This window comes from Planctellipticum variicoloris, from assembly GCF_030622045.1.
Lineage (GTDB): Bacteria > Planctomycetota > Planctomycetia > Planctomycetales > Planctomycetaceae > Planctellipticum > Planctellipticum variicoloris.
The window spans coordinates 2,143,848-2,158,390 of sequence record NZ_CP130886.1; the positions used below are offsets into that span (position 1 = coordinate 2,143,848).

Annotated in this window: 10 protein-coding genes and 1 tRNA gene; 5 read left to right on the forward strand and 6 right to left on the reverse strand. The window is 64.0% G+C overall.

The features are described 5' to 3' along the window. Positions 1 to 35 precede the first annotated feature (35 nt). A complete protein-coding gene (locus SH412_RS08445; protein ID WP_336523067.1) occupies positions 36 to 1,382 on the forward strand; it encodes an efflux RND transporter periplasmic adaptor subunit in 1,347 nt (448 codons plus the stop codon). A 196-nt stretch (positions 1,383 to 1,578) separates the two neighbouring features. Next, a complete protein-coding gene (locus SH412_RS08450) occupies positions 1,579 to 3,231 on the forward strand; it encodes a TolC family protein (RefSeq protein ID WP_336523068.1) in 1,653 nt (550 codons plus the stop codon). 423 nt (positions 3,232 to 3,654) lie between these two features. On the opposite strand, the gene SH412_RS08455 is transcribed toward SH412_RS08450, so the two are convergent. Both SH412_RS08455 and SH412_RS08460 read right to left on the reverse strand, forming a co-directional pair. Beyond that, positions 3,655 to 3,727: transfer RNA gene (locus SH412_RS08455), tRNA-Lys, on the reverse strand. A 157-nt stretch (positions 3,728 to 3,884) separates the two neighbouring features. Beyond that, the gene (locus SH412_RS08460) at positions 3,885 to 4,463 is read right to left on the reverse strand and encodes a DJ-1/PfpI family protein (protein ID WP_336523069.1); all 579 of its coding nucleotides are present in this window, start codon (positions 4,461 to 4,463) and stop codon (positions 3,885 to 3,887) included. A 212-nt stretch (positions 4,464 to 4,675) separates the two neighbouring features. Between SH412_RS08460 and SH412_RS08465 the strand changes: the two genes are divergently transcribed. Continuing rightward, entirely contained in the window at positions 4,676 to 6,226 is a 1,551-nt protein-coding gene (locus SH412_RS08465) for a UxaA family hydrolase (RefSeq protein WP_336523070.1), read from the forward strand. A 66-nt stretch (positions 6,227 to 6,292) separates the two neighbouring features. Here the strand turns inward: SH412_RS08465 and SH412_RS08470 are convergent, their stop codons facing one another. From SH412_RS08470 to SH412_RS08485, 4 genes are all read right to left on the reverse strand, one after another. Continuing rightward, positions 6,293 to 7,477, reverse strand: coding sequence for an IS110 family RNA-guided transposase (locus tag SH412_RS08470; RefSeq protein ID WP_336523071.1), 1,185 nt, complete (start codon positions 7,475 to 7,477; stop codon positions 6,293 to 6,295). A 370-nt stretch (positions 7,478 to 7,847) separates the two neighbouring features. Further along, positions 7,848 to 8,657 (reverse strand): SDR family NAD(P)-dependent oxidoreductase, encoded by an 810-nt coding sequence (locus SH412_RS08475; RefSeq protein ID WP_336523072.1) that lies wholly within the window; start codon positions 8,655 to 8,657, stop codon positions 7,848 to 7,850. An 86-nt stretch (positions 8,658 to 8,743) separates the two neighbouring features. Next, positions 8,744 to 10,690, reverse strand: coding sequence for a hypothetical protein (locus SH412_RS08480; protein ID WP_336523073.1), 1,947 nt, complete (start codon positions 10,688 to 10,690; stop codon positions 8,744 to 8,746). A gap of 73 nt (positions 10,691 to 10,763) precedes the next feature. After that, a complete protein-coding gene (locus tag SH412_RS08485; RefSeq protein ID WP_336523074.1) occupies positions 10,764 to 12,695 on the reverse strand; it encodes a hypothetical protein in 1,932 nt (643 codons plus the stop codon). Between the two features lie 292 nt (positions 12,696 to 12,987). On the opposite strand from SH412_RS08485, the gene SH412_RS08490 reads away from it, so the two are divergent. Together SH412_RS08490 and SH412_RS28575 are read left to right on the forward strand one after the other, a co-directional pair. Next, a complete protein-coding gene (locus SH412_RS08490; protein ID WP_336523075.1) occupies positions 12,988 to 14,016 on the forward strand; it encodes an AAA family ATPase in 1,029 nt (342 codons plus the stop codon). An 88-nt stretch (positions 14,017 to 14,104) separates the two neighbouring features. Further along, positions 14,105 to 14,506: a four helix bundle protein gene (locus tag SH412_RS28575; protein ID WP_419555774.1), complete on the forward strand. Its 402-nt coding sequence runs from the start codon at positions 14,105 to 14,107 to the stop codon at positions 14,504 to 14,506. Positions 14,507 to 14,543: the final 37 nt, after the last annotated feature.

A 14,543-nucleotide genomic window follows, 5' to 3' on the forward strand; every position in this document is an offset into this window, starting at 1 on the left:
TTGGACTGCTCGGCGGTCCGCGTCAGGAATACCGCATGTTCCCGCTCACTCGCCTGTTCGGATTGGCCGCGGTGGTCGTGCTGCTGGGCTTTGCGGCAGGCTGCCGGCCTGCCGGCAAGAGTCACCTCAATGATGACGTTGCGGGAGGTCCGCCGGCGATCCGCGTTGTCACCGTCAAACCGGATCGCAAGCCGCTGGTGCGGACGGTGGAACTGCCCGGCCGGGTGGAGGCCTTCGAGGTCGCGCCGCTGTTCGCGAAGCTGACCGGGTACGTGACCAGAGTGCCGGTCGATATCGGCGATCGGATTCGCGGTCCACACGGCGACGAGCCAGGGCAGCCGCTGTGCGAACTGCTCGTTCCCGAACTGAAGGAAGAGCTGGCCGAGAAGACGGCTAAAGTGGCCCAGGCAAGAGCCGAGGTCCGCCAGTCGGAAGCCGCAATCAAGGTCGCCGAGGCCGCGGTCCGCTCGGCGGCGGCCCTGGTGAACGAGGCCCAGGCGGCGGTGGCCCGGGAAGAGGCCCGGTTTGCGCGCTGGCAATCGGAGTTCAGCCGCGTCTCGCAGCTCGCCGAACGGGGAGCGCTGACGCAGAAGGTCGCCGACGAGACCCGCGAGCAGCTTGAAGCTGCCGATGCCGGTCGCAAAGAGGTTTCCGCGCGCATCGCCTCGGTGGAAGCCGCCCACCAGGAAGCGACGGCGAACGTGGAGAAGTCCGAGGCCGACGCGGCCGCCATGCGGTCGCGTCTGGATGTCGCTCAGGCCGAGCATCGCCGCGTCGCCGTCCTGCTGGACTACACGACGCTGGTTGCGCCGTTTGATGGGATTGTCGTGGAGCGGAACGTTCATCCGGGGCACCTGGTGCAGGCCGGCGGCGGGGGGGGCGTCGCGCCGCTGCTGAAGGTGATGAGCATCGATCCCGTGCGAGTGTTCGTTGACGTTCCCGAGATCGATGCGGTCCATGTCGACAATGGAACGGTCGCCGAGATCCGCATTCCGTCGATGCCGGGCGAGCCATTGACCAGTGCGGTCACCCGCACGAGCTGGTCGCTCAATGCGGTCTCCCGGACGCTGACCGCCGAGATCGACGTCCCGAATCCGGACGCGCGCTGGAGGCCGGGCCAGTATGTGCAGGTCACACTCAATGTCGCCGAACTGACCGACGTTCTGAGCCTTCCGAAGACCGCCGTCGTCACGCAGGACAAGCAGACGTACTGCTTCTGCGTCGGCGCAGACGGCAAAGTTAGCCGCCGGGCGATCGCCCTCGGCCTGCAGGCGGGGAACGATTTCGAAATCCGCAGCGGCCTGACTGGCGATGAGGATGTGATCGCCGTGAATGCGAGTTCGTTTCGCGAAGGGCAGATCGTCGAGATCGCCAAACCCTGATCGACTTCGCGGCTGCGGTCGTCCGGCAGGCAGACTTTACGAAACCGGCAAAGTCGCCGGAATCGGCGCAATGCCTGCGAGCCCTACGCCGGGATCAGCCGCACGGCGGTTCCGCTTGAGCGGCTCAATATCGAAGGTCGATACCATCGGGCACGGAGTCCCGCGCTGCGGGTGAATTTCCACCAAGGATGGTGACATGTCGCGTTCCGGATTGTCCCGCGCCGCCGACCAGCTTCTGGCGGCTGCGCTGATTGGCGTCGCCGGCTGCACCACAGTTCCGACGCGGCAGAGCGTGGCCGATCGGACTCCGGCGCGAGTTCCGGCCCCCGCCGCTCGTCCGGAGCTGGCGAGGTCGGTTGCAGGCGCTGGAAAATCGGTCCTAAATCGGTCTCCCTCAGCGGCGATCGTTCGGAAACCTCAGGGATCGGCCGAATCTGCCGATCACATTCGGCTGGTCCGCAGCGACGAGGACTCGCCAGTGGCGTCGGTGATCCCGGCTGAGGACGTGACTCCGCCCAGTCCGGGATCGGCAGCCGATCTGGACTCGGATCCAGCCGTTCATGCCGACTACACCTTCAGCCTGTCGGAAGTCCTGTCGCTGGCGGATTCGCAGAATCCCAACGTCGCCCTCGCCCGCGAACGGATCAACGAGGCTTATGCCCGCGTGGAGCGCGCGGAAGTGATGTGGTTGCCTTCGCTGCGGGCCGGGCTCAATTACAACCACCACGAAGGGGCCATCCAGGATGTCGCGGGCAAAGTCTTTAAGACGAGCCGCAGCGCCTTCTACGGAGGGATGGGAGCCAATGGTTATGGCGCCGCCTCGCCCACCGTTCCGGGACTCGTGGCGCAGTTCCACCTGACAGACGCGATTTTCCAGCCGAAGATTGCGGGGCATCAGGCGTCTTCAAGGCAGTTCGGCGCAACCGCGGCCCGAAACGATATTCTCCGCGATGCGGCGGTCGCTTATCTGGAGCTGGTGCGGGCCGAGCACGGCGTCGCCATCGCCCGCGAAGCTCGCGATCACACGCTGAAACTGGCGACGCTGACGCGCGAGTACGCTCAGACCGGACAGGGACTGCGGGCCGATGAACGGCGAATGGAAGCTGAGGTCGCCGCCCGGCAGGATCAGCTCGTCACCCGGCAGGAAACGGTCCGCGTGGCCTCGGCCCGGTTGGCGCAGCTCCTGCATGCCGACCCGTCTGCGTTGATCACCAGCGGCGAGCCTTTCGTTCTGCCGCTGGACGTGTTGACCGCCGACGAGACGCCTGCAGAATTCGTCGCCACGGGTCTGTCGCGTCGGCCGGAACTGGCCGAGCAGAAGCATCTGGTCTGCGAGGCGGTCGAGCGACTCCGCCGGGAAAAGTTTGCCCCGCTGGTGCCCAGCGTCCTGCTGGGGATGAGCTACGGCGGGATGGGAGGCGGGCTGGGCAGCTCGATCGTCAATACCTCCGACCGCTGGGATGCCGACGCCGTTGCGTTCTGGGAAGTCCGGAATCTGGGGTTCGGCGAACGAGCGGCCCGCAACGAATCCTCGTCTGCGGTCCGGCAGGCCCAGATGCGCGAGCTGGCCCTGCTGGATCGCGTGGCCCGCGAAGTCACCGAATCGCATACGCAGGTCACGCAGCGTCAGCAGCGGATCGAAATTGCGAAGCGGGGCATTGAGGCGGCCGAGCAGTCCTACACGCTCAACCAGGATCGCATTCAGAACGGTCAGGGGTTGCCAATCGAGGTGCTACAGGCGATCCAGGCGCTGGCGACGGCGCGCAGGAACTATCTCGACGCCGTGGTCGACTACAACGTCGCGCAATTTGAGCTCTGCCGGGCGATCGGGTGGTTTGTGGAGGCTTGAAATGGGCCGAGTCGGACCACCCGCTGCGACTGCGACGAGCTTGCCTCGATTCCGGCATCCTTCGCGTCGGCTGACCGCAGCGCTCCCTCGGCAGCGGTAACGTGCCAGATTCCGCCGGGATGCTGTCCGGGGCCGTTGGGTGAGGTGGCTGGAGGGAGGCATGCAGGAACACTGGCAGCTTGCAGGTTGCCGGTAGCAGCCGGATTTCTCGTGATGACGCGGGACTGGCTGGCTCGGGCCTGTGATGGCTGAGGTTAGCCTCGCGGACTCGACTCACCCTGCTTTTTCTGCTTTGAAAGCGGGGAGAGCTTGGACCGGCGGGTCGCGGCGGGCGTTGGGCCGGGGGCGGCGCTGAGAAGGGGCCGGGAGTCGCCCGGGGGTGGGCGGAAGGGCCTCGGGCCGCCGGGATGGGCGAAGAACAAGTGCCCCCAGTAGGACTCGAACCTACAACAAACAGATTAAGAGTCTGCTGCTCTACCAATTGAGCTATAGGGGCTGAAAGCGGTTCGCGAATTGTACTGACGCGGATGCGGGAGTCAAGGTTCACGGCGCTCTTCGGCCGGGCGGTCGGGGAAATCGTGGCGGGATGGGGCCAGACGCGACTGCGTGGCTGCAAGTGTCTTCGCACCAAGGGGTTCCGAAGGGGGTTGGGGTTACTTGGGGGCGACGGAGGCTTTGAGGAGCCGGACGAATTCCTTCAGGAAGGGGGTGTTGTCGTGCCAGGTGCGGGCGCTGACGAGGTTTCCGTCGGTGACGACGGGTTGATCGACGTAGATTCCGCCGAACTGAGTGACGTCGAGGGCGCATTTGGCGACCGTGGTCATGGTGCGGCCCTGAATGCAGCCGGCGGCGGCAGCGATTTCGACGCCGTGGCAGACGCTGGCGACCGGTTTGCCGGCTTCGAAGAAGTGGCGGGTGATGTCGAGCAGGTCCTGATCGTAGCGGAGGTATTCGGGGGCGCGACCTCCGGAGAGGAAGAGGCCGGCGTATTCTTCGGGTCGGATGTCGCGAAAGGCTTCGGTGGCGCGGACGTGATAGGCGGGCTGCTCGCGGGTAATGTCCCAGGGGATGTTTTCGTTCGGCGGGATTTCGTGCATGACGCCGTGGTAGAGGCGGGGTTCGGGCCCGGCGACGACGACCTCGAAGCCATCTTCGGGGAGACGGAAGATGGGGTAGAGGGTGTCCATGACTTCGGTGGCTTCACCGACGGGGAGGAGGACTTTCCAGGTCATCGGCGCTGTACTCTTGGCGGCTGTTGGGCGGGCTGGGAACGCTGGTCCGATTCTACCCGGAGGGCCGGCGAACTGCATCCGTTCGGCGGTCCGGCGGCGGGGGCGCGGCGGGCGAGGTTGCGGGGGCGGGGCGGTGCGAATTGCCGCCGAATCGGGAATCGGCTACGCTCGCGCGGGGTTCGATCACCACCACTGATTTCCGAGCAGATTCCATGAGTGCCCGCCCGTTTTTGCGATTGCATGCTGACGACAACATCGCCGTGGCCGCCCGGTCGCAGCCGGCGGGGGTCGAGTTTCAGGTCGATCCGGATCGTCAGGTGGTGACGCGGGAGGCGATCGGGCTGGGGCACAAGGTGGCGACGCGGCCGATCGCGGAAGGGGCCGCGGTCCGGAAATTCGGTCAGGTGATCGGGTTTGCGGTGCGGGCGATCGAGCCGGGCGAGTGGGTGCACGTGCACAACGTCCGGCTGGGGGAGCTGACGCTGAGTTACGATTTCTGCTCGGAGATTCCTCCCGAGCCGGCGCGGATCGAAGGGCGGACGTTTCTGGGGTATCGTCGGCCGGACGGTCGGTCGGCGACGCGGAACTATATCGGGATCGTCAGCACGGTGAACTGTTCGGCGACGGCGTCGAAGTACGTGGCGCAGAAATTCGATCGGGCGCTGCTGGCGGATTATCCGAACGTGGACGGGGTGGTTGCGCTGTCGCACAAGGGGGGCTGCGCGTTTCAGTACGGGGGGGAAGATCACGAGCAGCTTTCGCGGACGCTGTCGGGATTCGCCCGGCATCCGAATATTGCGGCGTACATCGTGATTGGCCTGGGGTGCGAGACGGCTCAGACGTCGTTTCTGGTGGAGCACGGGGATCTGGTGCAGCTTGGGCGGGGGACGCAGATGTCCCAGGGGCCCGGGCCGCTGGTGATGAACATTCAGGATGTCGGCGGGACTGCCAAGACGGTTGAGCGCGGCATCGCCATGATCGCCGAGATGCTGCCGGAGGTGAATCGCGCGCGTCGGGAGCCGATTCCGGTGAGCGAAATCATGCTGGGGCTGGAGTGCGGGGGGAGCGACGGGAACAGCGGCGTGACGGCGAACCCGGCGCTGGGTTACTGCAGCGACCTGCTGGTGGCGCATGGCGGGACGTCGGTTCTGTCGGAAACGCCGGAGATCTATGGCGGGGAGCATCTGCTGACGCGTCGGGCGATTACGCCGCAGGTGGCGGAGGCGCTGCTGGAGCGGATTCGCTGGTGGGAGGAGTATGTCGCGAAGTTTGGCGGAACGATCAACAACAACCCCTCGGTCGGAAACAAGAAGGGGGGGCTGACGACGATTTACGAGAAGTCGCTGGGCGCGATTGCCAAAGGGGGGACGACGGCCTTGCGGGCGGTCTACAAGTATGCGGAAAAGGTCCGCGAACGGGGCCTGGTCGTGATGGATACGCCGGGCTACGATCCGGCGTCGGTGACCGGGATTGTCGCCGGCGGCTGCAACGTCGTCTGCTTTACGACGGGTCGCGGGAGCTGCTTCGGCTGTAAGCCAGTCCCCTGCATCAAGATCGCCAGCAATACTCCAATGTACGACCGGCTGGTCGACGACATGGACATCAACGCCGGGACGATTCTCGATGGCGTGTCGGTGGAAGAAGTGGGCCGGGAGATTTTTGAAGACGTCATCGCGGTCGCCAGCGGCAAGCCGACGAAGAGCGAGTCGCAGGGGATCGGGGACGAAGAGTTCTGCCCGTGGACGTATGGGCCGGTGCTGTAGCTGATTGCTGAGAAGAGAATTTACCGCGGAGCGGCTGTGTTGTTGGTCAAGGTGGATTTGTGAGATTTACGCATTTTGGAGTCCGTGGTTCCAGGCGGTGTCGGATTTGATCATCGCGTTGAGGATGGTCAGGAGTTTGCGGATGCAGGCGGTGAGGCAGACCTTGCTTGGCTTACCGGCGTCTTTGAGTCTGCGATAGAACGGTCTGATGACGGGGTTGCAGCGTGAGGCGGTGAGTGCCGCCATGTAGAGAGCGGAACGGACGGAGGCTCTGCCGCCGCGGATGGATCTGAGTTTGGAGGACTTGCCGCTGTCGCGGTTGTAGGGGGCGACGCCGACGAGTGCTCCGACCTGCTGGCGGTTGGCGTCGCCGAGTTCGGGGAGTTCTCCGAGGAGCACGGCGGCTGTCCGTTTGGCGATGCCTGGGACGGAGGTCATGAGTTCGACGCGGCGTTTGGCATCGGGGTCGGAGTCGCAGAGATCGTCGATCTGTTTTTCGATGGCAGTGATGCGTATTTTGAGCATGTTTCGGGTTTGCTCGATGTCGTCTTTGACGGCCTTGTCGCGAGCGGCTTCGAAGTGATTGGACTCCTGGACGTGGAGGTCGACGAGCTGCCGTCGGCGAGTGACGAGTGCGTGGAGTTTGAGCTGGAAATCGGAGGGTTTTTCGGTGATCTGGAGTTCGGCGACCTTGGAGTAACGAACGAGGACGCGTGCGTCGATGGCGTCGGTTTTGGCGATCCATCCGGCCCCTGTGGCAAAGGCGCGGACGCGGATGGGGGGCACGACGGCGACGTGATACCCGTGATCGTTGAGACAGAGGAAGGCGTCGAAGTGATAGGTGCCGGTGGCCTCCATGACGACCTGGCAGCGGTCGGGTGGGGGGAGCTGCTTGAGGAGTTTCAGGAAGCCCTTGAGGTCGTTGTCGACGGCCAGGAGGGAAGAGGAGTCGGACATGGCGACATCGAGTCGTGCCTTGGAGACGTCGATGCCGATGTGGATGCGGGGGTCGATGGCGTGTTCCCAATCTCGTAAATGCGAGCTCGGAGAGTTTCGAGAACGCTTCCGGCTCAAACGGCTGTTCGGGCTGGTACGACCATGCCGACGACGATCCAGCTCCGCGGCGGGCTCTGAGGCCCCAGACGCGATCGATCTGTCGCCGGCCGCGGGGGGGGCCGCTTCGTCGCTACGCTCCGAAGCGGCCCCCGCCGCGTGTCCCATGACACCACACGGGGTAGATGGATTCAACATACGAGGCGCGGAGGACGCGGAGAAATGCAGGAGAAGAGCCCGGAAAATGAAAAGTGAGTATTGATGAGTGAGTCGTGCAAAATGGAAGAGAAGTTGCTGAGCCGAGAATTGCACACTCCGTCACTTTGCACCCATCACTACTCAATACTCATATTCGCCCTCGTTCCCAGGCTCCGCCTGGGAATGCTTCTTGGGACGCTCCGCGTCCTTCTTCCGGTCTCGCCCGCAAGGCGGCAAAGAGCGAAGCGGAGCCTCGCAAAGACGGGGTTCCCAGGCAGAGCCTGGGAACCAGCGTGGAGCGTGGTTGGCCTCCTCCCGGTGTTCGTTGCGGCTCCGCTGCGCAGTTCGGTTTCTTTTCTTCCGGCGACGCTTACCAGTGCATGACGAAGCCGCCGTCGACGTTGATGGTCTGGCCGATGACGTGCTGGGCTCTGGCGGAGGAGAGGAAGACGATCATGTCGGCGATGTCGGCGGGTTCCTGCCAGCGGCCCGAGGGGACGACGGTGCGGACCTTGTCGCCGGCCCATTCTTCGTAGGTGCGGCGTTTGTCGGGGGGCTGCTGGTCGTGCCAGGCCTGCCAGACCGAGCGGTTGAGGGGGGTCTTGACCATGCCGGGGCAGATGGTGTTGACGCGGACGCCGTGGGGGGCGAGGTCTTTAGCCAGGCACTGGGCGAAGTTGATATTCGCGGCTTTTGAGGCGCTGTAGGGGGGATCGGTCTGGGAGCCGATCTGTCCGGCGACGGAAGAGACGAAGACCATGGTGCCGGAGCCGGCTTCGCGGAGGGCGGGGCCGACGGCGTGGGCGGCGTGGACCATGCCCATGACGTTGACCTGGAGGACGCGGGGCCAGTCTTCGGGGGTCAGATTGGTGTAGGGGAAGCCGAATTTCCCCGAGCCGATGGCCGCCGCGTGCGCCAGGTGATCGAGGCGTCCGAAGGTTTCGCGGACGGCGGCGACGGCGTTGAGGAGGTCCTGGGGGACGGCGACGTCTCCCTGGATTCCGAGCGTCTGGACGCCTGGAGGGCGCGGGAGATCGGCGGCGACCGTGGAGACGGCGGGCGTCAGGTCGAAGAGGGCGACGTGGCAGCCTTCGGCGGCGAACTGGCGGGCGGTAGCCAGGCCGATGCCGCTGGCTCCGCCGGTGACGAGGGCGACGTGGCCCTGGAGTTGCAGGTCCATGGTGAGGTTCCGGAAACGAGGAAGGCGTCGAATCGACAGGAGTGTAGTCGATCCGGTGCTGCGCTGTCCCTGGCGGGAGGGGGCGGCTACTTCGCGCGGCCGACGACGATCAACCGCCGGCCGTCGGGAGTCCAGCAGACGCCGCTGTTGTGGAGACTGGCGTCCTGGCCCTTGACGAGGGTGGGTGGGGCGTCCTCGTCGGGATCGAACTCGTAGAGCTGCAGGCCGCCCCGTTCGACGGACGTCATGGGGAAGACGATGCGATGACCGTTGGGATGCCAGGCGAAGTCGGCGTTGATCGAGTCTTTGCCCGAGAAGTGGACTTTCAAGCCGGGTTCGTCGCCGGTCATGTTGACGGTGGCGATTTCCTGCTTCTCGTCGGCGGTCAGGCCTTTGAAGCACAGACGTCGGCTGTCGGGGGACCAGCCGGAATTCCAGAAGATCTGACGCCAGGGATGCGTGTCGGCGGCGAGGATTGTGCGGGTTTCTTTTGAGGCGAGGTCGAGGGCTTTTAGTGCGGCGCCTTCGGTGTAGGCGACGGTCTTGCCATCGGGCGAAATCTGGGCGCCCCAGCCGGAACCGAGGTGTTCGAATTCATCGCCTTCGGTGTCGACCAGCCAGACGCCGTAGACCGGGGAGCTGCGGGAGCAGACGAGCTTTCGGCCGTCCGGCAGCCACACGGGCATCATGCCGGAGCAGATTCTGCGGGGCATGCCCCCTGCGAGGTCCACGACGTAGATCGCCGAGTCGTTCTGTTGACCGGTCGACCAGGCGTCGAAGGCGAGCTGTTTGCCGTCCGGGGAGACGGCGGGAGACCCGCAGGACCGGAATTGTTCGAACTGGAACAGGCTCTTCCATTCCGCGCCGTCTTCGCTGAGGGAGAAGAACTCGGTCGGCATCCGCGTTTTGAAAGTGAACTCGCCGGTCTGCAGTTGTCCGTTCGAATTTGTGTCGAGTCGATGGAAATAGACGATTCGGAGCAGGGGAAACTCTTCCCGCCCGAACTGGAATTCGCCGAACGAGAGGGCGCCGTTGTCGTCCTTGTCATTCGGCGGCGAGTGCCAGTTCAGGATCAGGTTGGCCTGCGGGGTCATCCGATACTCGGCCAGCGACAATGTTCCGTCCCGATTGATGTCGAAGGCGGGGAAGACGTGTTGCGGGAGCGATTTCTTCCAGTCGGGAGTGCCGGCGATGATCTCTGCAGGATCGACCTTCGCGTCGAGGTTCTTGTCGAGCTGGCGAAACTCAAGCACTGGATCGAGGAGGGCGCGGCCCCGCATCTGCCGCCACTCGTCGAAGGAGACGCTGCCGTTGCGGTCGATATCGGCTTTCTCGAATTCGTTGCCGACATCGGGGCCGCCGTATGTCCGTTCGACAAATTCTCGGCGGTCGAGGCGATCGTCCCGATTTTCATCGGCATAGACGAAGGTCCGGTAGTTGACGATTTGACCGTTCGGCAGCCGGAGGAGCGTGCCGTCGGGGCGGCGGACGCCGAGCAGAATTTCTATGAATCTCCGGGCTTCGGCGAACTGGACTTCACCGTTCCTGTCCGGGTCGGCTTCGGCCAGATGGAAGCGGACGTCGTAGAACCGGAAGCCTTGCGACAGCACCTGGACGAATTCTTCGGCGTTGAGTTTGCGTTCGGGGCGCTCTTCCCAGTTTCCGAGTCCGAGCGAGATTCCGAGTCGGCTGGTGATCGAGTCGGCCAGCGCGAGCATGGGATCCGGGAGCGGACCGCGTTGTTCCGGGGGGAGGACGGTGGGGATGGTGCTGAATTCGTCGAGAGTCAGGCTGTCATCGGAGTTGCGATCAAACAGTCGGAAGTCTCGCCGGGCGAGCTCGGCGGGGCCGCGGACCTTGAGGAACTCATCCGGGGAGAGGCGTCCGTTGTGGTCCAGATCGGCTTTTTCAAAGGCGGGTGCGGCGAGTTCCGCGGCGGTCTTTGCGTCATCCGCTGCGGGGACTGGCGCAGCGGCGCCGAGGATCAGAAGCATCCATACGAGGGGGGCAGGCCAGTTCAGAGTGCGAGGCATGCTGACTCCGTTTCGATCTTTCTGTGTGCGTTCCCGATCCCGGCGCGGGAGGAATCGACTTCCCACGCTGTCCTCAGAAGTCGCCGCTGACGACGATCAGGCGTTTGCCGTCGGGGGTCCAGCAGACGTCGTTGTTGTTTCGCGTGGCGTCCTGACCTTTGACCAGCGTCGGCGCGGCGTCTTTGTCGGGATCGAATTCGTAGAGCTGGACGTGACTGCGCTCGGGGCAGACCATTGCAAAGACGACGCGGTGGCCGGCGGGATGCCAGGCGAAGTCGGCATTGACGGTGAGTTTCCCGGAGTGGTGAATTTTCAGGTTCGGCCGACCCTCTTGGAGGCTCACGACGGCGACTTCCTGGAGGCCGTCGTTGGTCACGCCTTTGAAGCAGAGGCGTTGGCCGTCGGGGGACCAGCCGGAATTCCAGTAGATCTGCCGATAGGGATGCGCGCCGGCCTCCAGGATGGTGCGGGATTGCTTCGATTCGAGGTCGTAGACTTTGAACGCGGCCCCGTCAGTCAGGGCGACAGACCTTCCGTCGGGAGAAATCTGGGCGCCCCAGCCCGGGCCGAGGTGTTCGTGGTCGTCGCCGTCGACGTCCATCATCCAGGCGCCGTAGACCGGGGAGTTTCGCGAACAGGCGACTTTTCGCCCGTCCGGCGACCAGTTGGGCATCATGCCGGAGCTGATCTGGCGCGGTCCGCCGCCTGCGAGGTTCTTGACGTAGATCGCAGATCCTCCCTGCTGATTGAGGGGCCAGGCGTCGAAGGCGAGCCATTTGCCGTCGGGTGAGACGGAGGGGGAACCGCAGGCGGCGTGGCCTTCGAACTGGAACAGGCTCTGCCAGCCCGAGCCATCCTCGTTGAGAACGAAGAACTCATCGGGAGTCTTTGTCGGAAAGTAGAACTCTTCGGGCTGTAACCGGCTGTCCGAGTTCGTGTCGAGACGGTGGAAATAGACGATCCGGAGCAGCGGGAACTGCGGCGGGGCGAACTTGAATTCCGCGAAGGAGAGAGTGCTGTCGTCGTTGGCATCGGCGGGCGGCGTCTGCCATTGCACGACCATGTTGGCTTGCAGGGTCATGCGGTATTCGGGGAGCGAGAGGACGCCGTCCCGGTCGACGTCGAATGCGGGGATGGCGCGTTCGGCGAGTTTCCGTTTCCAGTCGGGCGTGCCGGCCAGCAACTCGGCGCGATCGACTTTCGCGTCCAGGTTTTTGTCGAGATCACGGAATTCGAGGATCGGATCGGTCATTGCGCGGCCGGACATGGCGCACCATTCCTCGAATGAGATCTGTCGATTGCGATCGGCGTCGACGCTGTCGAATTCCTGGGCGACATCCGGACCGCCATACGATCGTTCGACGAATTCGGTTTTGTCGAGCCGGTCGTTGCCGTCCAGATCGACGTGCTGATACAGCATGTAGTTCACGACGCGGCCGTCGGGATGGCGGAGGAGTTTGCCGTCGGTGCGACGGACGCCGAGCAGGATTTCGAGGAAGCGACGGGCTTCGCCGCGGCGGATGTTTCCGTTCTTGTCTGCATCGGCGTCGGTGATGTTGAATTGTTCGCCGAAGGACCGGAACGCCTCCGTGAAGTTATGGATGAAGTCTTCGGCGTCGATTTCGCGGTCCGGTGCTTCGTGCCAGTTTCCGCAGGCGATGTCGAGCTTTGCGGCGATCGTATCGACGAGCGCCAGCATGGGATCGGGCAGGGGGCCTCGCTGATCGGGGGGGAGGGCGGTGGGGATGGCGCAGAATTCGTCGAGGGTCAAGCGGTTATCGGCGTTGCGGTCGAAGAGGCGGAAGTCGCGGCGGGCGACGTCGGCCGGGCCGCGATCCTTTTGAAATTCTTCCAGCGACAGTTGCCCGTCGCGGTCTCGATCGGCGCTGGCGAAGGCGCTTGCGGCGGCAGTCGCCGAGTCGTCCGCGGCGGAGGCCGGGAGAAGGGGCGTCAGCGCGAAGTGAAGGCAGATCAGTATTTGGGGCGAGCGTGGGGATCGAGGCATGCTGACTCCGAGTTGCCGCCGGGCGACAGGAGGCGAATTGTGCGAGGAGGTGGCATTCGATTTGCGACAACACTCCGATCAGAATCGGTCAAAAATGACGGCGGCTCAAACATTGGATTGGCGACGGAACTGAGATGTTGACAGAATGTCTCCAGCCGGGTTTGCAATCGCCGGGCGACATGATATGACGAGCGGGGTCAGTGTACCAAACATTTCCGGGTTCCAGTCCAGGTGTCGCCGCTGTTCTGCGGTTCCGCAACGGCAGCGGCGGATCTCTCAGGAGAACTGATCGATGGTGCAAACGGCAGGTCCGTTGCCAGCGGGCGAACTCGGGGACGACGACGTTCAGGCGATCGATCGACTGCGGGAGCTGTTCACCCGGCTGAAGAAGGAGCTCGGGCGGGTCATTATCGGGCAGCATGACGTGATCGAGCGGCTGGCAATCTGCCTGTTCGCCCGGGGTCACTCGCTGTTGATGGGCGTGCCGGGGCTGGCGAAGACGCTGCTGGTGAGCAAGCTGGCCGAGACGATGTCTTTGAAGTTCAGCCGGATCCAGTTCACGCCCGACCTGATGCCGATGGATATTACCGGCACCGACATTCTGCAGGATGGCTCGGACGGACGGCGCGAGTTTCAGTTCGTGACCGGTCCGGTGTTTGCGAATATCGTGCTGGCGGACGAGATCAACCGGGCTCCGCCGAAAACGCAGGCCGCGATGCTCGAGGCGATGCAGGAGCAGAAGGTGACGGTCGTCGGCAAGAGTTTTGCGCTGGATTCGCCGTTCTTCGTGCTGGCCACGCAGAATCCGGTCGAGCAGGAGGGGACGTATCCGTTGCCCGAGGCGCAGCTCGACCGGTTCATGTTTCTGATCGAGCTGGACTACCCGTCGGAAGCGGAAGAAGTGCAGATTGCGCGGACGACGACGGGGGACGCGCTGCCGCAGCTTGCGCATCTGCTGACCGCGGCGGAGATGATCGAGCATCAGCATCTCGTGCGGCGGATTCCGGTTCCGGATCACATTTATCAGTACGCGGCGCGGCTGGTGCGGAAGACGCGTCCGCAGGATCCGACGGCGCCGGCGTGGATGAAACCGCTGGTGGCCTGGGGAGCCGGTCCGCGGGCGGTGCAGTTCCTGATTCTGGGGGCGAAGTCCCGCGCGGCGTTGCACGGCAGTTACATGGTGCGGCTGGAAGACGTGCATGAAGTGGCGCTGCCGGTGCTGACGCACCGGGTGATTACGACGTTTGCGGCGCAGGCGGAAGGGCTGGATGCGAAGGGGATTGTGAAGCGGCTGGTGGGGGAGACAATCGAGGAGCGGTAGGACGTAGTCGCTCATCTGGTCATGGGAAATGATCCGGAGAGTGAAAAGTGAGTATTGAGTAGTGATGAGTGCAAAGTGAGAAGATGTTGTGGGGACTTCTCGGCACGACAACGAAGCGTTGGAAGAGCGACTGCTGGAATTTGCGGCTCGTTGTGGACGAGTTGTTGAATCGCTCCCTGACACTCGGATGGGGCGGCACGTTGCCGGGCAGTTTGTACGTTGCGGTACAGCGGCTGCTCCGAATTATGCCGAAGCATGTGCCGCCGAAAGCCGCAACGACTTCGTCCACAAGCTGGGAATTGCATTGAAGGAACTTCGGGAATCCCGCATCTGGCTGAAACTGGCGATCAAGTGCGAGCTCTTGCCGAGTGCGCGACTGTTGCCGCTTGTTGCGGAATGCAACGAGCTGATGGGAATCATCGGTCAATCAATCATCACTGCGAAATCGAATCGCGGGGGGGCCTCGACTCGGGAAACACGGTCCGAGTAGTCGAGTCTTCACTTTGCACTCATCACTACTCAATACT

What these genes read in the sequence shown, in the direction of transcription:
- SH412_RS08445 (WP_336523067.1), top strand. Translation starts at nt 36, where the DNA reads ATGTTCCCGCTCACTCGCCTGTTCGGATTGGCCGCGGTGGTCGTGCTG.
- SH412_RS08450 (WP_336523068.1), top strand. Translation starts at nt 1,579, where the DNA reads ATGTCGCGTTCCGGATTGTCCCGCGCCGCCGACCAGCTTCTGGCGGCT.
- SH412_RS08460 (WP_336523069.1), bottom strand. Translation starts at nt 4,463, where the DNA reads ATGACCTGGAAAGTCCTCCTCCCCGTCGGTGAAGCCACCGAAGTCATG.
- SH412_RS08465 (WP_336523070.1), top strand. Translation starts at nt 4,676, where the DNA reads ATGAGTGCCCGCCCGTTTTTGCGATTGCATGCTGACGACAACATCGCC.
- SH412_RS08470 (WP_336523071.1), bottom strand. Translation starts at nt 7,477, where the DNA reads ATGTTGAATCCATCTACCCCGTGTGGTGTCATGGGACACGCGGCGGGG.
- SH412_RS08475 (WP_336523072.1), bottom strand. Translation starts at nt 8,657, where the DNA reads ATGGACCTGCAACTCCAGGGCCACGTCGCCCTCGTCACCGGCGGAGCC.
- SH412_RS08480 (WP_336523073.1), bottom strand. Translation starts at nt 10,690, where the DNA reads ATGCCTCGCACTCTGAACTGGCCTGCCCCCCTCGTATGGATGCTTCTG.
- SH412_RS08485 (WP_336523074.1), bottom strand. Translation starts at nt 12,695, where the DNA reads ATGCCTCGATCCCCACGCTCGCCCCAAATACTGATCTGCCTTCACTTC.
- SH412_RS08490 (WP_336523075.1), top strand. Translation starts at nt 12,988, where the DNA reads ATGGTGCAAACGGCAGGTCCGTTGCCAGCGGGCGAACTCGGGGACGAC.